15 protein-coding genes and 2 pseudogenes are annotated in these 22530 nt (G+C 74.3%); 3 read left to right on the top strand and 14 right to left on the bottom strand.

Annotated elements, in window-relative coordinates; genetic code table 11:
* Both MNZ29_RS18260 and MNZ29_RS18255 read left to right on the top strand, forming a co-directional pair.
* Nucleotides 1-399 (top strand): annotated as a pseudogene (locus MNZ29_RS18260) (phosphohydrolase); the annotation flags it as partial.
* 63 nt (nt 400-462) lie between these two features.
* Nucleotides 463-1188 carry an HAD family phosphatase gene (locus MNZ29_RS18255; RefSeq protein ID WP_242340899.1) on the top strand — a complete coding sequence of 242 codons (726 nt, stop codon included), beginning with the start codon at nt 463-465 and terminating at the stop codon, nt 1186-1188.
* Between the two features lie 99 nt (nt 1189-1287).
* Here MNZ29_RS18255 and MNZ29_RS18250 read toward each other — a convergent pair whose 3' ends face one another.
* The 5 genes from MNZ29_RS18250 to MNZ29_RS18230 all read right to left on the bottom strand — a co-directional run bounded on the left by MNZ29_RS18250 (nt 1288) and on the right by MNZ29_RS18230 (nt 8062).
* Nucleotides 1288-2064 carry a TatD family hydrolase gene (locus tag MNZ29_RS18250; protein WP_242340898.1) on the bottom strand — a complete coding sequence of 259 codons (777 nt, stop codon included), beginning with the start codon at nt 2062-2064 and terminating at the stop codon, nt 1288-1290.
* 45 nt (nt 2065-2109) lie between these two features.
* Complete coding sequence (metG, locus tag MNZ29_RS18245) at nt 2110-4194, bottom strand: methionine--tRNA ligase (RefSeq protein ID WP_242340897.1); 2085 nt, start codon at nt 4192-4194, stop codon at nt 2110-2112.
* Complete coding sequence (locus MNZ29_RS18240; RefSeq protein ID WP_242340896.1) at nt 4191-5564, bottom strand: DNA polymerase III subunit delta; 1374 nt, start codon at nt 5562-5564, stop codon at nt 4191-4193. Before MNZ29_RS18240 ends, metG begins: the two co-directional genes overlap by 4 nt.
* Complete coding sequence (holB, locus tag MNZ29_RS18235; protein ID WP_242340895.1) at nt 5551-6594, bottom strand: DNA polymerase III subunit delta'; 1044 nt, start codon at nt 6592-6594, stop codon at nt 5551-5553. The genes MNZ29_RS18240 and holB overlap by 14 nt, the downstream gene beginning before the upstream one ends.
* A 73-nt stretch (nt 6595-6667) precedes the next feature.
* Nucleotides 6668-8062, bottom strand: a complete 1395-nt coding sequence (locus tag MNZ29_RS18230) for an ATP-binding protein (RefSeq protein ID WP_242340894.1) — start codon at nt 8060-8062, stop codon at nt 6668-6670.
* Nucleotides 8063-8198: 136 nt separating this feature from the next.
* Here MNZ29_RS18230 and MNZ29_RS18225 point away from each other — a divergent pair, with 136 nt between their 5' ends.
* The gene (locus MNZ29_RS18225; RefSeq protein ID WP_242340893.1) at nt 8199-8702 is read left to right on the top strand and encodes a DivIVA domain-containing protein; all 504 of its coding nucleotides are present in this window, start codon (nt 8199-8201) and stop codon (nt 8700-8702) included.
* Nucleotides 8703-9185: 483 nt separating this feature from the next.
* Here the strand turns inward: MNZ29_RS18225 and MNZ29_RS18220 are convergent.
* The 9 genes and pseudogenes from MNZ29_RS18220 to MNZ29_RS18180 form a co-directional block, all read right to left on the bottom strand.
* Nucleotides 9186-10121: pseudogene (locus MNZ29_RS18220) on the bottom strand (HNH endonuclease); the annotation flags it as partial.
* Nucleotides 10122-10735: 614 nt separating this feature from the next.
* On the bottom strand, nt 10736-13435 hold the full coding sequence (gene polA, locus MNZ29_RS18215; RefSeq protein ID WP_242356219.1) for a DNA polymerase I: 2700 nt from the start codon (nt 13433-13435) through the stop codon (nt 10736-10738).
* Nucleotides 13436-13553: 118 nt separating this feature from the next.
* Complete coding sequence (locus MNZ29_RS18210; RefSeq protein WP_242341163.1) at nt 13554-14189, bottom strand: FHA domain-containing protein; 636 nt, start codon at nt 14187-14189, stop codon at nt 13554-13556.
* 49 nt (nt 14190-14238) lie between these two features.
* The gene (locus MNZ29_RS18205) at nt 14239-16806 is read right to left on the bottom strand and encodes a hypothetical protein (RefSeq protein ID WP_242341162.1); all 2568 of its coding nucleotides are present in this window, start codon (nt 16804-16806) and stop codon (nt 14239-14241) included.
* Nucleotides 16803-18107: a hypothetical protein gene (locus MNZ29_RS18200; protein WP_242341161.1), complete on the bottom strand. Its 1305-nt coding sequence runs from the start codon at nt 18105-18107 to the stop codon at nt 16803-16805. Before MNZ29_RS18200 ends, MNZ29_RS18205 begins: the two co-directional genes overlap by 4 nt.
* A gap of 53 nt (nt 18108-18160) precedes the next feature.
* Nucleotides 18161-20257, bottom strand: coding sequence for a glycine--tRNA ligase subunit beta (gene glyS / locus MNZ29_RS18195; protein ID WP_242341160.1), 2097 nt, complete (start codon nt 20255-20257; stop codon nt 18161-18163).
* Between the two features lie 35 nt (nt 20258-20292).
* A complete protein-coding gene (locus tag MNZ29_RS18190; RefSeq protein WP_242341159.1) occupies nt 20293-21276 on the bottom strand; it encodes a glycine--tRNA ligase subunit alpha in 984 nt (327 codons plus the stop codon).
* Between the two features lie 82 nt (nt 21277-21358).
* Nucleotides 21359-22309, bottom strand: a complete 951-nt coding sequence (locus MNZ29_RS18185; RefSeq protein ID WP_242356217.1) for a carbohydrate kinase — start codon at nt 22307-22309, stop codon at nt 21359-21361.
* Nucleotides 22310-22312: 3 nt separating this feature from the next.
* On the bottom strand, nt 22313-22530 hold a 218-nt coding region (locus tag MNZ29_RS18180; protein ID WP_242356215.1), incomplete at its 5' end, for a DNA repair protein RecO C-terminal domain-containing protein.

Genomic DNA, 22530 nt, shown 5'->3' with positions numbered 1-22530 from the left:
CGTACGGCGGAGGCACAGGCGCGGCCCGAGGGCGCCGTGCGCGAGGCGCGCCCCGAGCGCGGCCCGCGCGAGCACCGCGGCGGCCCCGGCGAGCACCGCGGGCCCGGCGGCTTCGGCGACAAGAAGCGGGGCTACACGGGGCCGCGGCTCCCCGGCGACAAGGGGCCGCATCGCCCGCCCGAGAAGAAGAACCTGACGCACAACCCGTTCGCCGCGCTCGCTGCCAAGCTCGAGGACACCGGCAAGGCGGAGGCGCCTCCTCACGCCGAGGAGCCGGCCACGCCGGCCTCCGCTCCCGTGGAGGCCGCTCCGGAGACCGCGCCGGTGGACTCCGCACCCGAGCAGGCGTCTGCCGCCCCGGCCGACGCCCCCGCGGCCGAGCCGAAGCAGGGCACGTAAGCGCCCTGACGCGCGTACAATCGCCCCCGTGCGCCCGACGACCGGGCGCGCGGGGGCTCCCTGATGGTTCCGTTCGGCCGCACGGCGGCGATCTTCGACGTCGACGACTCGCTCCTCGACGGGAACGCCGGCACGATCTTCACCTGGTACCTGTACAACCAGAAGGTGATGCGGCCGGAGATGCGCGCGCGGATCCCGCGCATCATCTACGAGTACGCCCGCCACCGGCTGACCGAGCAGGACATGGTCGAGGTCGGCTCGCGCTGCCAGCAGGGCCTCTACGCCGACGACCTCCGCGCCCACGCGCACGCCTGCTTCGAGCGCCACCTGCGCAGGCGCATCACCTCCGGCGCGATGCGCCACATCCGCCGGCACCTGCTGTCCGGCCACTTCGTCCTCATCGCGTCCGGGTCGCCGCAGTACGTGGTGGACGAGATCGGCCGGCACCTGCGCGTCCACGCGGCGATCGGGACCCGCACGCGCGTGGTGGACGGCAAGGTGACGGACCAGATCGTCCCGCCGGTCGTGTTCCGCGAGGGCAAGCGCGCGGCCGTGGAGGCGGTGCTCGAGAAGTGGGACCTCGACCCGTCGCGCAGCTGGCTCTACTCCGACTCCATCGCCGACGTGCCGCTGTTCGAGGCGGTGGGGAACCCGGTGGTCGTGAACCCCAAGGCGCCGTTCCGCGCGTTCGCCCAGCGCCGGGGCTGGGAGCTCCAGGAGTGGCGCGAGCGGAACCGGCCCGGGGAGCCGGGCGACGTCGCGGACGAGTGGGGCAGCTGGGGCGGGTAGCCTCAACGATCAATTCGCGAACAGGCGAGCAAAGCGAGTCCGCCGGGGCGCACGTGCGCGCGGAGCTTCGCTCGGCGGGGCGGGGGGCGCAGCCCCCGGTCAGATCCGGAACAGGCGCCGCACGTTCGCCGTCGTCGCGGCCGCGACCTCGTCGAGCGTCGCGCCCCACAGCTCCGCCACCTTCTCCGCGGTCTTCACCACGTAGGCGGGCTCGTTGCGCTTCCCGCGGAAGGGCACCGGCGCGAGGAACGGGCTGTCGGTCTCGACGAGGAGCCGGTCGCGCGGGACGATCCTCACGGCCTCGCGGATCGCGTCCGCCGTCTTGAACGTCACGACCCCGGCGACCGAGATGAGGAGGCCGAGGTCGAGGTAGGCGCGCGCGGCGGACACGTCGCCGGTGAAGCAGTGGATGACCCCGCCCGCGGCCGGCACCCCTTCCTCGCGGAGGATCGCCGCGCAGTCCGCGTCCGCCTCGCGCACGTGGACGACGAGCGGCTTCGCCGCGGCGCGCGCCATGCGGATCGAGCGGCGGAACCCCGCGCGCTGATCCTCGCGGGGCGAGTGGTCGTAGTGGTAGTCGAGGCCGGTCTCCCCGACCGCGACGACGCGTGCGTCCGCCGCGAGCCGGGCCGCGGTCGCCCAGTCCTCCTCCGGGACGCGCGCGGCCTCGTGCGGGTGGACGCCGATCGTCGCGCTGAAGAAGCCGGGATCGCGGGTCGCGAGCTCGAGCGCGTTGCCGAAGTCTCCAGGCTTGCGCCACAGCCCCACGCAGACGACGCGCTCGAGCCCGGCGGCGCGCGCCCGCGCGACGACGCCGTCGAGGTCCTGGGCGTAGTCCTCGTAGTCGAGGTGGGCGTGAGAGTCGATGAGCCCCATGCGATCCGTCTCCCCTGCCCTCCCCGGCCGCGCGTCGCCCCCGCCCTACTTCACGCGCGTCCCGGGCGCGATCGAGTCGGCGACCGTCACCACCGACAGGTTCGGCGGCTCGCCCGCGGCGAGGAGCATGCCCTGCGAGGTGATGCCGCGCAGCGGGCGCGGCGCCAGGTTCGCGACGACGACGATCCGCCTGCCGACGAGCGCGCCGGGATCCGGGTACGCCTGCGCGATGCCGGCGACGATGGTGCGCGGCTCGGGATCGCCGGCCTCGACGGTGAGCTTCAGGAGCTTGTCCGCCCCCTGGACCTTCTCGGCAGCGCGCACGAGGGCCACGCGGAGCTCGAGCCTGGCGAAGTCGTCGTACTGGATGACGCCCGGGGGCGGAGGCGGCGCCGGCTTCGCGCTCGCCTTGGTGGCGGTCTCCGCGGGACTCGTCGCCTTGGCCACCTTGGGAGGCGGCGCCTTCGCCTCGGGCGGCACCACGATGAGCTTCTCCACCTGCTTCGCGTCGAGGCGCGCGATCTGGGGGGGCTTCGCGGCGACGGCGACGGGGCCGCCGGCGAAGGCATCGAAGCCCTCGTCCCAGCGCGCCGGCCGCTCCTGCCCGAACGCCGCGGCGAGGCCGTCGCAGAAGCGCGGCATCACCGGCCAGAGGATCGTGGCGATGCCGCGGAGCGCCTTGGCGCAGGAGTACAGGAGCGCCCGGCTCGCCGCCGAGGCCGGATCCTCCCAGGGCTTCGCCTCCTGGAGCCGCTTGTTGCAGCGGTCCGCCACCTGGTTCGCCGCGCGGACCACCTCGCGGTACTCCAGCGCGCCGTACGCGGCGCGCGCCTGCGCGAGGGCCGTGCGCGTCACCTCGACGAGCGCCGGCTCCGGGGCCTCCGCGAGCGGCGCCCCCGCGCGGGGGACGAGCGCCGCGACGCGCGAGGCGAGGTTCGCGACGTTGTTCGCGAGGTCGGCGTTGACGCGGTTGCGGAACTCGTCGAGCGCGAGGTCGAGGTCCTGCACGCTCGGCCCGAGGTTCGCCGCGTAGAAGTAGCGGAGCAGCTCGGGGTCGAGGCCCGAGTCGAGGTAGGTGCGTCCGGTGATGAAGCTCCCGCGGGTCTTCGACATCTTCTCGCCGTTCACGGTGAGGTGCCCGTGCACCGGCATCCGGTCCGGCCGCTTCAGGCCGGCCGCCCAGAGCATCGCCGGCCAGAACACCGCATGGAAGCGCAGGATGTCCTTGCCGATGAAGTGCTCGAGGCGCGCGTCCGCGCCCTCGGCGAGGTAGCGGCGCTCGAACTCGGCCGCGGTGAGCCGCTCGCCCTCCGGCGCCTCCTCCGTGAAGTAGTGCTCCGCCGAGGAGAGGTAGCCGATGGGGGCGTCCACCCAGACGTACAGGAACTTGCCGGCGAACTCCGGATCCTTCACCGGGAACCCGAAGTAAGGCGCGTCGCGCGTGATGCACCAGTCCTGAAGGTCGGCGAGCCAGCCCTTCACCTGCTCCCGCACCCCCGGCTCGAGGTGCCCCTCCTCCTCCACCCACGCGCGGATGATCCCCTGGGCCTTCTTCAGATCCACGTAGGCGTGGTCCGACGAGCGCACGACGGGCGTGCTGCCGCAGATCGCGCAGCGCGGGTCGATGAGGTCGCGGGGGTCGTAGGTCGTTCCGCAGACCTCGCAGACGTCCCCGTACTGGTCCTTCGCGCCGCACTTCGGGCAGGTGCCCTTCACGAAGCGGTCGGGCAGGAAGCGCCGGTCGGTCTCGCAGTAGAGCTGCTCGATCGAGCGCTTGTAGATGAGCCCCTTCGCCTTGAGGGCGTCGTAGACGCGGTACGCCCAGCGCGCGTTCTCGGGCGAGTCCGTCGTGTAATACGTCGAGAACTCGACCCCGAACCGGGCGAAGTCCTGGTGCTGCTCGGCGCGGTACTTCTCGACGAACGCCTTCGGCGTCATCCCGGCCTTCGCGGCGTTCAGCTCGATGGGCGTGCCGTGGGAGTCGGCCGCGCAGACGTAGGTGACGTGGTCGCCGCACGCCCGCCGGAACCGCACGTAGACGTCGGTCTGGATGTACTCGACGAGGTGGCCGAGGTGGATCGACCCGTTCGCGTAAGGGAGCGCGCTCGTCACGAGGAGACGCTGGCTCAAGGGTGGCTCCTTTCGATGTGTCCGCTGGCGAGCAGGCCGAGGAGGACGCGCTCGAGGCGGATCCGCCCGTCCTGCCCGCTCTTCATGGCGACGTCCGCCTCCGCGAGCGCGGCGAGGCCGTCGAGCAGCTCGGCCCGCGAGAAGCGCAGCGCCGCCTGGTACTTCATCCAGAACCCGTAGGGCTTCTTGCCCTTCGCCTCGTCCTCGGGGACGAGCGGGAAGACCTCGGCCTCCCACTCCCGCGCCGAGCCGATGCGCCGGTCGCCCACCGCGCGGCGCGCGCGCTCCCGCTCGACGATCATCCGCCGGACGGTGCTCGCGAGCGAGCCGAGCAGCATGAACGGGCTCCCGCCGTCCGCGATCGCGCGCTCGAGCACGCCCAGCGCCTGCGGGAGGTCGCGGGCCTCGACGGCGTTGCCGAGCGCGAAGAAGGGATCCGAGGCGACGCGGGTCACCACCGCGTCGACGTCCTCCGCGCCGATGACCTTCCGGTCGCCGACGTAGGCGGCGAGCTTCGCGACCTCGGAGGCGAGCGTGCGCGCGTCCTCGCCGACGAGCGCCGCGAGCCGGGCCTCGCCGGCGCGGTCGACGCGCTTGCCGGTCCCCGCGAGGAGCGACTCGAGCACGGGGCCGAGGACGAGCCGCTGCGCGTCCCACGTGCCCTCCTTCTCCAGCTGGATCGTGACCCGGCGCCCGGCCGCGGCGAGCCGCTTCACGAGCGGGAGCCGCCCGTCCACCTTGCCGGCGGCGACGACGAGGACGTGGCCGCGGGCGAAGCCCCGCTCGAGCGCGGCGTCGAGCGCGGACGCGTCGTCCTTCGAGACCTTGAGCTCGCGCTCCGCCGCGAACCGCGCCGCCCCCTCCACGAACGCCGCGTCGTAAGCGCCTTCCGGCACGCCGAGATCCGCCGCGAGCGCGGCGTGGTCGATCCCCCGGTCCGGCGCGAGGTCCTTCGAGGACCAGCCCGCCTTCGCGGCGAGCGCGAGCAGCCGCCGCGCCGCGTCGCGCTGGGCGCCCTTCGCCCACTGGTCCTTCGCGCGCCGGAACGCGTCCTCCGCGTCCTCCTTCGAGGTGAGGAACGCCGGCTCGTGGAGGAGCACGACCTTGCCGCCGCCGAAGAGGCCGCCGGTGGACAGCTCGGCCGCGACCTCGGCGGGCGAGGTGGCGGGGTCGAGCTCGACGAGGTTCAGCGCGCGCTGCGCCTCCGGGACGAGCGCCGAGGCGAGCTCGCGCGCCGCGCGCAGCGCGAGGAACGCGTCGCCGTCGAGCAGGTAGACGGGACGCGGCGCCCCGCCGCGGACGTCCGCGAGGCAGGTCTCGAGCGTGGCGCCCGCCGCGCCGCGCGGCGCCGTCCCCCTACCCCCGGCCATGGAACCACGCGATGAGCATGCGCTCGAGTGCGAGGGTCGCCGACGCGTTCTGGCGCAGGGCGGCGGCGGTCTTCTGGACCTCCTCGCGTCGCCGGACGATCTCCGCGGGCGAGAGCGCCGCGGCGGCGCGCCGGGTGGCCTCGGCGAGATCCCCGAGGGCGAGCTCGGCGGCTCCGGCGCGCGCCGCCAGGACGTCCCGCAGCCAGACCGCGAGGAGCGCGCACAGCTCGGCCGCGCTCTCGCGGTCGTCGCCGTGCTCGCGCGCGAAGGCGAGCCAGGCGCCTGCGTCGGCGGGATCGAGGGCGGCGGCGGCCAGCACCGCGTCCCGCTCGGCGGCGAGCGTCTCCGCGTCGAGCGCGAGGGCGCGCGCCAGCGAGCCCCCCGCGAGCGCGGCCGCGAGCCGCGCCTCCCCGGCAGGCCGGCCCTCCGCCTCGAGCCGCGCCGCGACCGCCGCCGCCGGCAGCGGCGCGAACGGCACGCGCAGGCAGCGCGAGCGGATTGTGGGCAGGAGCGCGTCGGGGCTCGACGCCACGAGCACGAGCGTCGTGTCGTCGGGCGGCTCCTCGAGCGTCTTGAGGAGCGCGTTCTGGGCCTGAGGGTTCATCGCGTCGGCGGGATCGAGGACGACGAACCGGCGGCGCCCCTCGAAGCGCTTCAGGGCGAGGCGGCGGTCCACCACGTCCCGCACCTGGTCCACGACGATGTCCTTGGAGGGCGCGCGGCCGCCCTTCGGATCCCACCTCCCGGCCTTGGCCATCACGCGCTCCTCGTGGAGCACGAGCACGTCCGGGTGGACGCCGCGCGCGATCTTCCGGCACGGCCCGCACGTGCCGCAGGCGTCGTCGCGGCTCCCGCCCTCTGGCGCCGGGGCCTCGCAGTTCGCGGCCTGCGCGAGGAGCCGGGCCGCCGTCGCCTTCCCGACGCCCTCCGGACCACCGAACAGGTACGCGTGGTGGAGCGCGCCGCGCCGCAGGGCGGATCGCAGCGAGGACACGGCGCGATCCTGCGCGATGAGCTCGGAGAACGGCATGACGCGGCGCGGAAGATAACATAAGGGGCGCGCCGGGCGGCCGCCGCGCGCGCTGCGCACCGGCGAGAGGGGATCAGTTCATCCGCCCCGCGAGCCGGGCGACCGCCGCGGTCAGCTCCGCGGGCTCCACCGGCTTCGCGAGGTAGACCTGGAAGCCCGCGAGCAGCGCCTCCGTCCGATCCTCCGCCTGGGTGTAGGCGGTGAGCGCGGCCGCGGGGACGCGCCCGCCGCGCGTCGCCTCGAGGCTGCGGATCTTGCGGATGAGCGCGTACCCGTCCTCCCCGGGCATGCCGAGATCCGACAGGAGCACGTCGGGAGGGCGCGCGGAGAGCGCCGCGAGCGCCTCGCGCGCGGACGCCGCCGCGGTCACGAGGGCGCCGGCCGCCTCCAGCACCTGACGGACCACGTCGAGGGTGTCGGGATCGTCGTCGACGACGAGCACCCGCACGCGCTCGAGCCCCGCGAGCGGCCGAAGCTCGCGCGGCCCGGTCGGCGGCGCCGGAGCCGTCTCCGACGTTCGCCGGGGCCGCTGAGGCGAGATGGGCAGCCGCACGGCGAACGTCGCGCCCCGCCCCGGGCCGTCGCTCGACGCGGAGACGGAGCCGCCGTGCGCCTCCACGAGGTGCCGCACCAGCGCGAGGCCGAGGCCGAGCCCCCCGTGGGCGCGCGTCGAGGACGAGTCCGCCTGGCGGAACCGCTCGAAGAGGTGCGGCAGGAACGCCGGGTCGAGCCCCGCGCCCGTGTCGCGCACGTGGATGGTCACCTCGTCCCCCTCGCGCGCGAGCCGGATCTCCACGCGACCGCCGGGCGGCGTGAACTTGATGGCGTTCGAGAGCAGGTTCCAGACGACCTGCTGCAGCCGCCCCGGATCGCCCGCCACCGGCCCGGCGCGCGGCACGAGCACCGCCGCGATCGAGATGCTCCGCGCCGCCGCGGCAGGACGGACGGCCTCGAGCGCCGCCTCGATGACCGGCACGAGCTCGACGGGACGCACGTCGAGCCGCAGCTGGCCCCGCACGATGCGCGACGCGTCGAGCAGGTCGTCCACGATCTGCGCCTGCGCCTGGGCGCTCCGCTCGATGGTCTCGATCCCGCGCGCGGCCGCGGTCGCGTCGAGCTTGCCGAGCCGGAGGAGCCGCGCCCAGCCGAGCACGGCGTTGAGGGGCGTGCGCAGCTCGTGCGAGACGGTGGAGACGAACTCGTCCTTCGCGCGATCCGAACGCTCCGCCTCCGCGCGCGCACCTCGCTCCCTCGCCTCGAGCCGCGCTCGCTCTTCGCTCGCGCGCTGCCGCTCGGCGTCCAGCTCGCGACGGGCCGTCTCCGCCTCCCGGCGCAGCGTCCCGCCCTCGCGCTCGAGGGTGCTCCTCGCCCTGGAGACCCGCCGGAGCGCGACGCCGAGCGCCACCGCGACCGCCGCCGCGGCGAGCGTCACCGCAGCGAGCAGGATCTGGCCGGCGGACGAGTCCATCGTGGGAGCCTCGACGGGCAGGGATCATAGCGACCGGACGGGGAACCGCGCCGGCCAACCTGTGGGCCGAGGTGGGCCGGGCGAAATGGACAGCCGCGGATGGGTCGGTATCATGACCCACCGGAGCGCGCCCCCAATGAAGATCACGCCCCTCGACATCACTCAGAAGCAGTTCTCCAAGGTGTTCCGCGGCTCCTCCCCCGAGGAGGTCGAGGCGTTCCTCGCCCTCGTGGCGACCGAGTTCGAGTCGCTCGTGAAGGAGAACCTCGCGCTGCGCGAGGAGGACCGCCGCAAGGCCGAGGAGATCGCGGAGTTCAGGAGCCGCGAGCGCGCGCTCCAGGAGACGCTCGTGACGGCCCAGCGGGCCTCCGAGGAGATCCGCGAGTCCGCCCGCAAGGAGGCGGAGATCACGATCTCGGACGCCGAGCTCCAGGCCGAGAAGATCGTCCAGGGCGCGCACCAGCGCTTCCTCCGCATCGTCGACGACATCAACGAGCTGAAGCGCCAGCGCGTCCAGTTCGAGGCGAACGTGCGGACCCTCGCCGAGAGCCACCTGAAGCTCATCGAGGCGTTCCGCGAGCCTGCCCGCGAGGAGACCGTCCAGTACATCCCCTCGCGCCGGAAGGCCGCGGACGAGTAGCGGACGTTCAGAGCGCTCCGGGCCCGCTCGCTCTCATCCTCGCGTAGTCGAGCAGAACGCAGGGGCACGAGCCCGTCGCAGGCGGGGTCGTTTACCGTAGAGCCAGCACCACCGAGCACGGCCACTCGCAGGGCACGAGCCCGTCGCCGAGCCGGGCGCACGAGGAGCGCAGCCGCGCAGGCGTACTGCTTGCGTTTGAGGATCCGTCACATCTTCGGCTGCTGACCGGAGGGGGGGGAGCGGCTTCGGTCGGACGAGCGGGGAATCGCACGCTCCGGCTGGGCAACGACGGGGTTGGCACGCGCGCACCGGGAAGGCTCCGCGCGGAGCACTGCGGGCGCAGAGCGGTGAGCGTCACCCGATGGGGCGTAAAGGTTCGGAAGCCGGGTAGCACCGAGCGGCGAGTCGTCGCTCTAGCCGCGCGGCCATGTGAACCCAACCCGGTTCGCCGGAGGTCGGCCAACTCCGCTGGCGGCCGCAGCGTCACGGCGCCCACATCCCCAGCTGCATGACGGGACGCAGAGGTGCCACGCCAGCGCCAGAGAGCGGCGTCGGCCCGGCGCTCGCGTCGCGGCGGAAGTGATCCATGTGCTCGCGCCCGAAGGTGTTCTCTGCGTGGAGAAGATTGTGGGCTCGGCAGGCGAGCCGAAGATTGTCGATCGTCGACAGTCCCCCGAGGGCGACGGGTCGGATGTGGTCGAGCTCGAGCTTCCAACGGCTGTTACAGCCGCAGCCGTCCGGACCGACCCAGGCGCAGCGCCCGCCGTCGCGCTTCCACACGGCGCGGCGAACTATCGCCGGGATCGTGGGCCTCGCCCCCGGCGGCTTCGCCGCGACCTGCTTCGCGCCCCTGTTCGAGCCTTCCTCGGAGCCCTCCTTCGCGCACTCCTTCGAACCTTCCTTCGCGTCCTTCGTCTTCCGCTCCGGCGCGGCAGCGCCCTTGCGCTTGCCGTGCTTCTCGATGGCGCAGCGGATCGCCTCGTGGAGCACCGCCGCGAGGTCGCCGTCCGGAACCTTGTGCGACAGGAGTGACCGGAGCGTCTCGAGGTCCTCCTTGCAGGCGCGGTCGAGGGTGACCCGAAGCGACCAGTGCGTCTCCGAGACGGCGAGCGTCTCGGCCCTTCGCTTCGGCTGCGCGACGGTGGGCGGGAGCGCAGGCCGCGAGTCGGCGATGGGGTCCGGGCCGAGGGTCGGTTCAGCAGGGCCGGCCACTGGCGCCGCCTCGGCGCCTGCATCGGACGCCGGGAGCGGTAGCGCTGCGCTCGCTGCGGCGGGCGCGCGCTCGGCCAGCTTGCGGACGCCTGCGCGCGGAGCGGTGCGGGCCTGGACGGAGACGACGAGGTGCTCGACCTCGGCCCGCGTCCGGAAGGCGGCGCGAGCGAGGATGTCGTCCACGTTCTCCTGGGTGAGCACCTGCCCGCGGCGCTATCCGCTGCGCCCTCGTCGATGCCTTTCCGCGGTCTCCGCGCGTGACACGCGCGAGGCGCGTGCGCGAGAGCGGCCCTTCCGCGCCGGCTCCGATGCCGGAGCGCGCTCGAGGCGAGAAGGCGTCAACGGGAAATGTTTCACCCACCGCACCTGGGACGCCCTGCCTCTTCGCGAGAATGCCGCGACATCGGGCGGCACTACCGCTGGCGATAGTTATCACCATGGGTGAAGACGGCCGACCGTCCGTGACGCTCCAGCCCGTGCTCCGGTGCGGCTGCGGAGGCGCCTTCGAGAAGGCCGCACGCACCACGCGCGAAATCATGCCGTCGCCGCGCCCGGCCCGACACGACGAGACGTTCGCCTGCTCCGCCGCCTCCCCGCGTTCATCGGGGTCGAGCACGAGCGCGTGCGCCGACCCCGTCGATGCCCAAATCCGGCACGCGCACTGAAACCGCGGTCGAAACACCCACCGCTCGTCCGGCGAGTACCTGCCGTTGTGATGAATGAGACCGCTTCCGTACGCCGAGCAGCGGAGCGACGAGTCCGCCCGGCGCAGGCAGGCATCGTGCGCCGTAGCCCCAGCAGGCAGGGATCGTGCGCCGTAATCAGTGCGCCTCCGCCCAGCTCCCCCCCACCCCCACCTCCACCTCGAGCGGCACCTCGAGCGCCGCCGCGCCGGACATCTCGCGCCGGACGAGCGCCTCGACCGGCGCGAGCTCGCCTTCGGGGACCTCGAGCACGAGCTCGTCGTGGACCTGGAGGAGCAGCCGGGCCCGGCGCCCCTCGCTCGCGAGCGCGTCGTGCACGCGGATCATCGCGATCTTCACGATGTCCGCGGCCGTGCCCTGGATCGGCGTGTTGATCGCCGTGCGCTCCGCGGCGTTGCGGAGCGCGGGGTTCCGCGCCGCGATCTCAGGCATGGCGCGGACGCGCCCGAACAGCGTGCGCGACTCCCCCGTCGCACGCGCGTCCTCCACCGCCTTCTCGACCCAGCGCCGCACGCCGGCGTAGCGCGTGAAGTACCGGTCGATGATCGCCTGCGCCTCCGCGCCCGGCAGGTCGAGCCGCTGCGAGAGCCCGAAGGCGGAGAGGCCGTAGGCGATCCCGAAGTTCAGCACCTTCGCGATGCGGCGCATGTCCGACGTGACCATGGCGGGCGCGACGCCGAACGTCTCCGCGGCGGTGCGCGTGTGAACGTCGTCGCGGGCGCGGAACGCCTCGAGGAGCGCGGGATCGTGCGAGTAGTGCGCGAGGATCCTGAGCTCGATCTGGGAGTAGTCGGCCGAGAGGAGCCGGGCGCCCTCCGGGGCGACGAACGCCGCGCGGATGCGGCGCGACAGCTCGGTGCGCACCGGGATGTTCTGCAAATTCGGATCGGACGAGGAGAGGCGCCCGGTCGCCGCGCCTGCCTGGTGGAAGGTCGTGTGGATGCGGCTGTCCGCCGGGTCGACGAGCTGAGGGAGCGCGTCGACGTAGGTGCCCTTGAGCTTCGAGAGCCCCCGGTGCTCGAGCACGAGCCGCGGCAGCTCGTGCTGCTCGGCCAGCTTCTCGAGGACGTCCTGGTCGGTGGACGGGCCGGTCTTGAGCCGCTTCAGCACGGGGAGGCCGAGCTCGGTGAAGAGCACCTGCGAGAGCTCGCGGGTGGACGCGATGTTGAAGGGGTGACCGGCGGACGCGTGGATGCGGGTCTCGAGGTCCTGCATGGAGCGCCCGAACTCGGCGCTCATGCCCTCCATGGCGCCGCGGTCGACGAGGATGCCCGCCCGCTCCATCTCCCAGAGCACGGGCACGAGCGGCCGCTCCACGTCCCGGTAGAGGGGCAGGACCTTCTCCTCCTCGAGCGCGCGCTCGAGCGCCGGGACCAGGTCGAGCAGCGAGGCGGCGCACTGCGCGGCCCACGCGCCGGCGCGCTCCACCTCGATCCCCTCGACCGCGACCCGCTCGCTCTTGCGGGCGGCGTCGCCGCCGCTCGGATCGCGCGGCAGCTCGCAGCCGATCCGCTCGCGTGCGACGTCGGCGAGGGCGTGCTCGCGCCGGGTGGGGAGGAGCAGCCGGCTCGCGAGCTCGGTGTCCATCCCCGGCCCCGCGAGCGTGAGCCCGAGCCCCGCGAGCGCGTGCTGCACCGCCTTGCGGTCGTGCGTGTGCTTCGGCGCGTCGCCCTCCAGGAGCGGCCGCAGCGCGGCGCGCACGTCCTCCACGCCGAGCTGCGCGGGCGCCCCGAGGTAGCGGTGGCGCAGCGGCACGTAGAACGCCCTGCCGCCTCCCGCCAGCGCGAGGCCCACCACCGGATCCGTGCGCGGGGCCGGCCCCGCGAGCACGGGCCGGAGCCCCACGGCGGGGGCGGCCGTGAGCGCCGCGACGGCGTCCGCGAGCGCCGCCGCGTCGAGGACGAGCTCCGCGCGCTCCGTGCGCGGCGTCGGCGGGGGCGCGGGCAGGTCCTTCAGGAGCCGGGAGAACTCGAGCTCGGAGAAGAGCGCGCGCACGCGCGAGTCGTCCGGACGTCTCCGCCCGAGCGCCTCGGGCGCGAGCGGGAGGGTGAGGTCGCAGCGCAGCGCCACGAGCTCCCGGTTCATCCGGATGCGCGCCGCGTTCGCGACGATCTTCTCCTTCACCTTCTCGCCGCCGCGCGCGACCGCCGCCGGGATCTCGTCGGGCCGGCGCAGCATCTCCTCGACGGTGCCGAAGCGGCGCACCAGCGCGGCGGCGGTCACCTCGCCGATGCCCGCGATCCCCGGCACGTTGTCGATCTTGTCGCCCAGGATCGCCATGTACTCGACGACCTGGTCCGGCCGGACCCCCAGCTTCTTCTCGACCTCGGCGGGCCCGGTCCACCCGCCCCGGCCGCTCGCCTCGGCCATCGGGTCGTAGAGCGAGAGCTTCTCGTCCACGAGCTGCGCGAAGTCCTTGTCGCCCGTGACCACCACGACCTCGTAGCCCTGCTCGCGCGCGCGGCACGCCAGCGTGGCGATGACGTCGTCCGCCTCCACGCCTCCCTCCTCGATGCGCGGCACGGCGAGGGCGTCCGCCACCTCCCGCACGAGGGGGAACTGCGCGCGCAGATCGTCTGGCGCCTCGGGGCGGTTCGCCTTGTAGGTGGGGTCGATCTCGTTCCGGAAGCTCTTGCGCCCCGCGTCCATGACGAGCGCGACGTGCGTCGGCGCGTGCTCGCGGAGCGCCTTGAGGAGCATCGTCGTGAAGCCGTAGACCGCGTTGGTCGGCGTCCCGCGGGTGGTCGAGAGGTGCGGGATCGCGTGATAGGCGCGGAAGACGAAGCCCGAGCCGTCGATGAGCGTCAGGGTGGGCATGCGGGACGGAACGATAGTCCCACGCGCCGGCGCGGGCAGCGGGAAAACGCGGCGCGCCCGCGAGTCGCGAGGCGGTGCGGCGGAAACGTCGCGGCCCAGGGCCCGCGCGAGGGACGCCTCACCGCAGCGCGCAGCGCAGCCGCTCGGCGCACACGAAGTACTCGTCGCCGTCCTCGATGCGCCGGCGGGCGATCCGCTCGCGCCGGAACCACGTGCCGTTCGACGAGCCGAGGTCCTCGATGAGCCAGCCCGGCCCCTCGCGCACGATGGCGACGTGCTCGCGGGACACCTTCGCGCTGTCCACGACGAGGTCGCAGTGCCGTCCCCGGCCGATGACGAAGCGATCCTTCGCGACCGGCACCTCGGTGCCGTCGTCGCGCACGAGCACGAGCGCGGACGCGACGGCCGCCGCGGCCGACGGCGCAGGCGAGGCGGCCGGAGCCGCCGCGACGGCGGCCGGCACCGGCGGGGGCGCGCGCATCTCGCGCTCGAGCCGCGCGGCCGTGTCGAGCACCTGCTCCGCCACGACGGCGCGCTCGGCCCGCGGCAGGACGGGCGCCCCGGCCGCCGGAGGCGGGGCCCCCGGGCGCGTGGTCGCGGCGACGCTGCCGGGGACCACGTAGCCGTTGAGCCGCATGAACACGTGGACCGCCTGGTTCACGAGCGCCTCGCGGTCGGAGCCCATCTCCTCCGCCATCCGCTCGAGCGCCTCCCACAGGTGGTCGGCGATCGCGACCTGCCGGACCGTCTTCATGCGAGCGCTCCCGGGCGCCCGCGAGGCCCCCCGTCGCGCGCCGCCGAGCTCATCGGATCACCTTGATGGTGTTCACCGGCTCGCTCGGGCTGAAGTCGAGCACGAAGTCGTTCGCGTACGGGACGAGGAACCGGTAGCCCTCGGTGAGGAGGCGCTTCCGGGTGTCCGCGGAGAGGCCGGCCTCGCCGGCGATGGCGCTGCGATCGAAGCTCGAGACGGCGAGCGGCAGGACCGCGGCCGTCGAGGTCGGGGAGGTCGGCCCGCGGGAGCTCGGGGCGATCCCGCTGGCGGTGACGGCGGAGGTCTGCAGGAGCCGCAGCTGGCTCCAGAGCGTGTGGTCGTCCGCGGGGAAGACCTCCCCCTCCGCCACCGAGCCGTGATAGCCGACCTTGAAGGAGATGACGGGCCCGTTCGCCCGCGGGAACGGATAGAGCGCCGCGGGCCAGGCCTGGTAGCACTCCAGGTCGTCGCCAGGGGCGGCCTCGGTGCCGTGACACTGGTCGGACACGTGGTAGATGCGGCGCGCCTTGCGAGCCAGCACCAGCCGCTCGCAGACGAGCCGGCACGCGGCGTCGCAGGTGCTGAACCCGGCGGGCGGGGTCCGCCAGTCGGCCGGCCAGGGCAGGAGCGGGCACTGGGCCGCGAGGGCGTCCTCGTCCTCGTACTGCAGCGCGAAGTCGGGCGTGGTGGCGACGTCCGCCGCCGGCACGAGCTCCGGCCGCCCGGCGTAGCCGCTCGCGGTCCCGGTCAGCATGAGCCCCGAGGCGCGCACGCGGGCCTGGACGCCGACGGCCCCTGCGCGGAGCGCCTGGAGGCACGCGGGCCAGTCGCGCCACGGGCCGACCGAGCCGTCCGTGTTCACCTTGGGTCGCGGGTCGTCGAGCGGCTCGAGCGCGAGCGCGCCGCCCGGGTAGGCGTCGGCGGGCGGCAGGAGCTCCGTCACCCGGGCCTCGATGGCAGCGTCGCTGGGACAGCCCGCGACGGCGGGGGCGTAGATCTCGGCGAGGTCCCCCACCCGCACGGCGAACGTGGGGTCGTAGACGCGCACCACCTCGGTGAACGGCGTGGCGCCCGAGCCGGTCACCGGCACCTGCATGGCGACCCAGGTCCCGCCGCCGGCCGTGGCGCCGGTCTGGCCGCGGTGCGCCTCGAGCCCCGGGAGCAGCCCCTGGAACGAGACCACCCAGGTCTCGTTGCCGGTGAACCCGGGCGTCACGTGCACGCCCTTCTGGATCTCGGTGGTGTCGTACCCGAGCTTCCACGTCTCGCCGTCGAGGAACCAGACGCCGAAGATGCGCGGGTGGTCCTCGCCCTCCACCGTCGCTCCCAGCGCGAGCCCTGTCGTGACGCGCGTCTTGGTCTTCGCGCGGATGATCGACAGGTCGTTCGGGACGGCGTACCGGCCCAGATCGGCGTAGTAGATCCGCCCGTTCGCGGACGGGATCGCCGCGACGGCGGTCGTGGCGCGGCGCCCGGTGCCGGGCGCGATCTTCATGAACCCGGTCGGGAAGAGGGCCTCCTCGCCCGGCGGCGGCGTGGCGGGAGGCTCCGCGACGGCCAGCCCGAGCGGGAACTCCGGCAGCGTGATCGGCGCCAGGTACGGCATGAGGCCGGCGTAGTCCGGAACGATGCCGCCGGTCGCCGGATCGATGACCGCGATGCCGCAGCCGATGCGGTGGTTCGGCCCGCAGCGCGTCGGATCGACCACGGCGTAGACGCGATCCACGGCCGTGGCCTGGAACTCGCTGGTGTCGTCGTAGAAGGCGCCGTAGATGGCCGAGGGCCACTCCGTGAGCCGCTCCTGCAGGCGCGCCGCGGCCACGAACCGCGTCGGCGCGCGGGCGTCGAGCGCGCGGATCGTCCAGTCGGCGGGCGCACCTGCCACCGTGATCTCGGCGACGCCCTCCACCGCGCCGATCGGATCGGGGGACGCGGCGTACAGGTGGAGCGGGTCGTGGGGGTTCATCGCGAGCGAGACGACGTCGAACGGAGCGCCGCCGGCGTCGAGGGAGCGCACCGAGGCCTCTCCGCGCACGATCCCCGGGCCGTCCGCCGCCCGCGAGTACTCGACGATCGCCAGCCGGGCGCCGGTGAGAGCGGCGACGACGCGGACGCGGCCCGGGGTCCGGCCGGGAGGGCTGGCGCCGTCCGGCACCGGGATCGCGGCGAGGGCCACGATCGCGGCGCCGGGCGCGAGCGCGGCGAGGTCGGCCTCGTCCACGATGCGGGCCGACGCGTTCCAGGTCTCGACGAGCTGCAGCGCCGGCACCGCGGCCGACGCGACGACGAGGAGGTCCGCCTTCGCGGCGTCCCCGGTGCCGTCCCAGAGCGACGACGCGGCGAGCAGCGTGGGGCGCGGATCCGGAACCGGCACGGCGAGCGAGCGGACGATGACGGGCGCGAGGACCGGCGCGTCGTCCACCGCGTCGACGAGGGTCAGGTCCGAGCGCGCGGCGTTCGCGATGGCGAAGTACGGGTGCAGCCCGGCGTTCTTGGGCGTGAAGCCGTTGTACGCCACCACCGACGACGGCCCCGAGAGCCCGACGCCGATGGAGGTGCTGCTCTTTCCGCACGCGGCCAGGGCCGCGAGCGCGAGGAAGGCCAGCCGTCTCTTCACGGCGTCACCCCGATCCGGTCCTCGACGCGCGGGTCCGCCGCGGTCCACGGCGCGTCGAGCGGGATGTCGATGGGCGTCACGAACCCGTCCTTGAAGGAGGAGACGAACAGGCGCGCCTTGGCCCCGTCGTCGCGGACGGCGAGGCCGAACGGCTGCCGCCCGAACAGCGGGATCCCGGTGTGGGGATCGCGCCCGATCACGCGCACGAGCGCGCCCTGCTCGTCGTCGTAGATCCAGAGGAGCCCGTCGTCGGAGGCGGTGACCGCGACGAGATCGCCCATCCCCGGCCTCGGCGGCAGCACCTTCACCTCGTTCGCGCCGAGCCCCACGTCGTAGATCCCGACGACGCGTGGCTGGAGGCCGGACCGCTCCTCGACGAGGTCGATGACGAGGAGCACGCCTCCCACGTCGAACCCCGGACGCCCCCCGATCGCGCCGGCGAGATCGGCGTTGTAGACGCGCGCCGCGACGTACGCGCGGCGCGTCCGGCCGTCCTGCGGGTTCGACAGCGCCATGCCGCGCGCCTCGACTCCGCGGAGGAACACCGCGAGGTCCATGCCGAACACCGGGCAGCCGCCCTCCGAGACGGCCGCGTCGATCGCGCAGTCGCCCGCCAGGTCGAGCCAGCGGAACGGCGCGGTCGTGCCGCTCTCGATGGCGGTGAAGAAGAGCCGGTCGGTCTGCGCGTCGTAGGCGAAGCTGCGCACCGGCCCGAGCCCGACGTCCCGGTTGCGGGTGGCGCCGGTCCGGAGGTCCACCTCGGAGATCTGGCCGCGGCTCCCCGGCGTGCGCAGGAAGCCGACGTACGCGCGCGCCCGCGGCTCGCCGCCGGCGACGGCGGGCGGGCGGCACACGGCGAGGACGCCGTACGCGTCCGCCACGTCGCTGCGCAGCGGCAGGCGGCACCCGGCGCCGCAGGACAGCTCGCCGCCGGCGCCGACGCCGATGCGATAGAGCGCGTTCCCCTCGCGCGCGGGGACGAGCGCGAGCGACTCGGGCAGCCCGCAGACCGCTGCGTCGGCGACGGAGAGCTCCCCCGCGAAGCTGGCGATGCGGACGCCCTTCCCGAAGGTGCTCGGGGACGCCTGCACGTCGACCGGGATGACGCTCCCGCCGTCGTCGAGCCCGTAGGCGAGCTCGAAGTTGGAGGAGACGACGAGCAGGTCGCTCCCCGACATCCCGAGGGCGATCGGCGCGCTGAACCGGTCGAGCGGGGCCGGGTCGGCGGACGGCGGGGTGCCGCAGGCTGCCAGCGCTGCGGCGGCGGCGGCGAGGAGCGCGTTTCTGACGTGGGCGGGCACGGGTGAGCGCGAACCGTAGCCGCGGGGTCGGGAGCCGGTCAAGGTCGGGATGCTCACGCCTGGGCCGGCGCCTCGGCCTGGATCTTCCGGAAGTCTGCGACGCCGGAGAAGAGCGCCGCGACCCGCCGCATGAGCCCGAGCCGGTTCGCGCGGACCTGCGGATCCTCCGCCATGACGAGCACGTCGTCGAAGAACCGCGCGACCGCGGGCTCGAGCTCGGCGACGTTCCGCAGCACGCCCGGGTAGTCGCGGGTCGTACGGAGCGTCGCAGCCTCCGCCTCGACGCGCTCGAGCTCCGCCAGCAGGTGGCGCTCGGCCTCCTCGCGCAGGAGGTGGGGATCCACCGCCGCCCCCGTCCCGCCCCCGGCCTTCTCCTGGATGTTCGCGACGCGCTTGAACGCCAGCGCGAGCGGCACGAAGTCGGGCCGCGCCTTCACCTGCGCGAGCGCCTCGAGGCGCCGGCGGGCGTCCACCACGTCGTCGAAGCCGGCGGCGAGCACCGCGTCCACGAGGTCGCCGTCGAGCTCGTCGCTCCACAGCGCGCGCAGCCGCCCGCGGACGAAGTCGAGCACCTGCTCCGCGATCACGGCACGATCGGCCGCGAGGCTCACCCCCGCGAGCGCGTCGAGCGTCTGCTCGACCGCCGCGGAGAGGGACAGGTGATACCCGCGGGCGAGCAGGATGCGGAGGATGCCGATGGTGGCGCGGCGCAGGCCGAACGGGTCGGCGGCGCCGGTGGCCTTCTCGCCCACGCCGACGATCCCGACGAGCGAGTGGAGCCGGTCCGCGATCGCGACGAGCGCGCCGACGTCGCCCCGGGGCATCTCTCCCGAGGCCCCCACCGGCCGGTAGTGATCCTCGATCGCGTCCGCGATCTCCGGCTTCAGGCCCTCGAGCCGGGCGTAGTGGCCGCCCATGACCCCCTGCAGCTCGGGGAACTCGCCGACCATGCCGGTGGTGAGGTCGGTCTTGGCGAGCCGCGCGGCCTCGACCACGTCGGGCACGAGGTCCTCCCGGTCGACGGCCTTGGCGAGCGCGCTCGCGATCGCCACGATGCGGTCGGTGCGCGCGAGCTCGCTCCCGAGCCGCGCCTGGAACGTGCGCCGCCCGAGGTCCTCGATGCGATCGCGCAGGGGCCGGCGCTTGTCCTCCTCGAAGAAGAACCGGGCGTCCGCGAGCCGCGCGCGCAGCACGCGCTCGTAGCCGTGGCGGGCGACCTTCGGGTCCCTCACCGGCGTGCCGGAGATCGCGACGAACCGGTTCTTGAGCCGGCCCTTCCCGTCCACCACGGCGAAGTAGCGCTGGTGGTTCCGCATCTCGGAGACGACCACCTCGGGCGGCAGGTCGAGGTTCGACCGCTCGAACTCGCCCGCGACGCCGGTCGGGTGCTCGACGAGGTACAGCACCTGCTCGACGAGCGGCTCGTCCGGCCGGATCTTGCCCCCGGCCGCCTTGGCGGCCTTCGCGAGCTCGAGCTCGAGGACCGCGCGCCGCTCGACCGGATCGGCGAGGACCTTCGCCCGGCGGAGCTTCGCGACGTAGTCCTCCGGGGTCCCCGCGAGCGCGATCGCCTTGGGCGCGGCGAAGCGGTGCCCGAACGTCACCTTCCCGGAGACGATCTCGCCGTGGCGGACCTTCAGCGTCCGGCCGCCGTAGAGCGCGACCATCCAGCGGATCGGGCGCGCGAAGGTCGCGTCGTCGAAGCGCGAGCGCATCGCCTTCCTGAAGCGGAGGCCCGCGAGGAGCCGCTCGAGGAGCTCGGGCAGGACCTGCTCCGCCCTGCGCCCCTTCTCCACCTTCGTCACCGCGACCCGCTCGCCCTTCGGCGTCTGGGCCCGCTCGAGCTTCGACACCTCCACGCCCTGGCTCTTCGCGAACCCGAGCGCGGCCGGCGTGGGGTTGCCGCCCGCGTCGAACGCCTGGGCCACGGGCGGCCCGAACGCCTCCGTCTTGGCGTCGGTCTGGCGCTTCGCGACGTCGCGCGCCCACACGGCGAGCCGCCGCGGGGTGCCGACGGCCTTCACCTCGCCGTGGGAGAGCCGCGCGGCGTCGAGCGCCTTCGCGAGATCCTCCTCGAGCTGCTTGAGCGCCGGCGGCACGAAGCCCGCCGGGATCTCCTCCGCGCCGATCTCGAACAGAAGGTCCGCCATCTGGTGTCTCTCGTGGGGTAGGAGGTATCGGACCGTCAGGCCTGCCGCGGCCGCTCGTCTCGCGCCTGCGACCGCTCGCCCTGAGCCTGGCGGAGGGCCTCTCGCGCCTCTCGCGCGAGGCGCGCCGCCTCGACCGCCTTCTTCCGCTCCGCGGGCGGCAGGAGCGGGAACCCGAGCGCCTCGCGCGAGTCGAGGTAGCCCCGCGCGCACTCGTGGGCGAGCGCGCGGACGCGCCCGATGTACGCCGCCCGCTCCGTCACGCTGATCGCGCCGCGGGCGTCGAGGTTGTTGAACGTGTGCGAGCACTTGAGGCAGTAGTCGTACGCGGGCAGCGGGAGCTTCGCCGCGAGGAGCCGCTTGCACTCGGCCTCGTAGATGTCGAAGAGCCCGAAGAGCATCTTCGGATCCGCGACGCGGAACGAGTACTCGCTCATCTCCACCTCGTTCCGGTGGAAGACCTCGCGGTAGCGGACGCCCTTCACCCACTCGACGTCGAAGACGTTCTCCACGTCCTGCAGGTACATGGCGATGCGCTCGAGGCCGTAGGTGAGCTCCGCCGCCACCGGCCTCACCTCGAACCCGCCCGCCTGCTGGAAGTAGGTGTACTGGGTGATCTCCATCCCGTCGCACCAGACCTCCCAGCCGAGGCCCCAGGCGCCGAGCGTCGGGCTCTCCCAGTCGTCCTCGACGAAGCGGATGTCGTGCTCGAGGGGGTCGATCCCGATCGCCTTCAGCGAGCCGAGGTAGAGCTCCTGCACGTCGGGCGGGTTGGGCTTCAGGATGACCTGGAACTGATGGTGCTGGTACAGGCGGTTCGGGTTCTCGCCGAAGCGGCCGTCGGCCGGGCGGCGGGAGGGCTCGACGTACGCCACGTTCCAGGGCTCGGGCCCGAGCACGCGCAGGAAGGTCGCGGGGTTCATCGTCCCCGCCCCGACCTCCTGATCGTACCCCTGGGCGAGGATGCAGTTGCGGCCCGCCCAGTAGGTCTGGAGCTTCAAGATGAGGTCCTGGAAGTACACGCGCGCGCCTCCTCGACCGGCGCGCGTCGCGCGGCGGCCCCGTCACCGGAGCCGGCGACGGTAGGGCCGTAAGGGTGCGGTGTCAAACCGAAACATCGCCGGCGCGGGGGAGCCCGGCGACCGCGCCGACGCGGGTGCAGACGCGGCCGGCGACGCGGTTCGCGAACGCGACCGCCCGCTCCAGATCCGCGCGCGCCAGCCCCTCGATCGGGCCACGTCCGGCGATCGCCGCGAGGAGGCCGGCCACGAAGCCGTCGCCGGCGCCGGTGGTGTCGACCACCTCCACCGGCTCCGCCGGGACGTGGAAGAGGTCGTCCCCGCGCCGGACGAGCGCGCCGCGCTCGGCGAGGGTCACGCACGCGAGCGGGACCCCCAGCGAGGCGAGCCGCGCCGCCGCGCGGGCGGGGTCCCCCTCCCCCGTCACGAGCTCCGCCTCCTCCTCCGACACCTTCACGAGCGTGCATGCGGGCACCACGTCCGCGCAGAGGCGGCGGAGCGCGCCGAGATCGTCCCACAGGTGCGCGCGCACGTTCGGGTCGAACGAGACGGACAGGCCGAGCGAGCGCGCCGCGGCGACCGCGGCGCGCAGCGCCTCCTGTCCCTCGGGCAGGACGTGCGCGGAGGAGCCCACGTGCAGCCACGCGGCGCGCGAGAGGAGGCCGCGATCGACGTCGCCGGGGGCGACGAGCTTGTCCGCCGAGAAGCGGGCGTTCGGCGAGAAGAAGCTCCGCTCGCCGCGGGCGTCGAGGGCCACGAACCAGATGCCGGTCGGCCGCTCGCGGGTGAGCCGGAAGGCGCAGCGCACCCCCTCCTCCTCGAGCTTGCGGACGAGGAGCCTGCCGAAGGGATCGTCGCCGAGCACTCCCCGGAAGGCGACCCGCGCCCCGAGGCGCGCGAGCCCCGTCGCGACGTTCGCGGGGGCGCCGCCCGGGCAGGCCTCGAAGCGATCGCAGTCCTCGAGCCGCCCGCGCCGCTCCGGGAGGAAATCGACGAGCGCCTCGCCCAGGCAGACCACGTCCAGGTCGCGCTGCATGCGTCAGTCCCCGAGCAGCGGCCCGATCTCGTCGAGGAACCGGCGCGCCGCGAGGCGCCGGCCGAGGTGGTGCTCGATGAAGGCCGCGAGGGCGTCGCGCGCCTCCCGCCCGATCGCCGGCGAGAGCGCCGCCTCCGCCCCGCCGAGCCCGGCCGCCTGGAGCCGCGCGAGCGCGGCGGCGGCGCCGGCGGACAGCCAGGGGGCGCCGGGCGCGGCGTGCG

Source organism: Anaeromyxobacter sp. SG64 (genome assembly GCF_022690745.1).
Classification (GTDB): domain Bacteria; phylum Myxococcota; class Myxococcia; order Myxococcales; family Anaeromyxobacteraceae; genus Anaeromyxobacter; species Anaeromyxobacter soli.
The sequence above is the reverse complement of the archived record's forward strand: the minus strand, read 5'-3'. Positions and strand labels throughout refer to the sequence as shown.

Coding starts and splice junctions, on each gene's coding strand:
- MNZ29_RS18255 (WP_242340899.1), top strand. CDS start 463: ATGGTTCCGTTCGGCCGCACGGCGGCGATCTTCGACGTCGACGACTCG.
- MNZ29_RS18250 (WP_242340898.1), bottom strand. CDS start 2,064: ATGGGGCTCATCGACTCTCACGCCCACCTCGACTACGAGGACTACGCC.
- MNZ29_RS18240 (WP_242340896.1), bottom strand. CDS start 5,564: ATGGCCGGGGGTAGGGGGACGGCGCCGCGCGGCGCGGCGGGCGCCACG.
- holB (WP_242340895.1), bottom strand. CDS start 6,594: ATGCCGTTCTCCGAGCTCATCGCGCAGGATCGCGCCGTGTCCTCGCTG.
- MNZ29_RS18230 (WP_242340894.1), bottom strand. CDS start 8,062: ATGGACTCGTCCGCCGGCCAGATCCTGCTCGCTGCGGTGACGCTCGCC.
- MNZ29_RS18225 (WP_242340893.1), top strand. CDS start 8,199: ATGAAGATCACGCCCCTCGACATCACTCAGAAGCAGTTCTCCAAGGTG.
- polA (WP_242356219.1), bottom strand. CDS start 13,435: ATGCCCACCCTGACGCTCATCGACGGCTCGGGCTTCGTCTTCCGCGCC.
- MNZ29_RS18210 (WP_242341163.1), bottom strand. CDS start 14,189: ATGAAGACGGTCCGGCAGGTCGCGATCGCCGACCACCTGTGGGAGGCG.
- glyS (WP_242341160.1), bottom strand. CDS start 20,257: ATGGCGGACCTTCTGTTCGAGATCGGCGCGGAGGAGATCCCGGCGGGC.
- MNZ29_RS18185 (WP_242356217.1), bottom strand. CDS start 22,309: ATGCAGCGCGACCTGGACGTGGTCTGCCTGGGCGAGGCGCTCGTCGAT.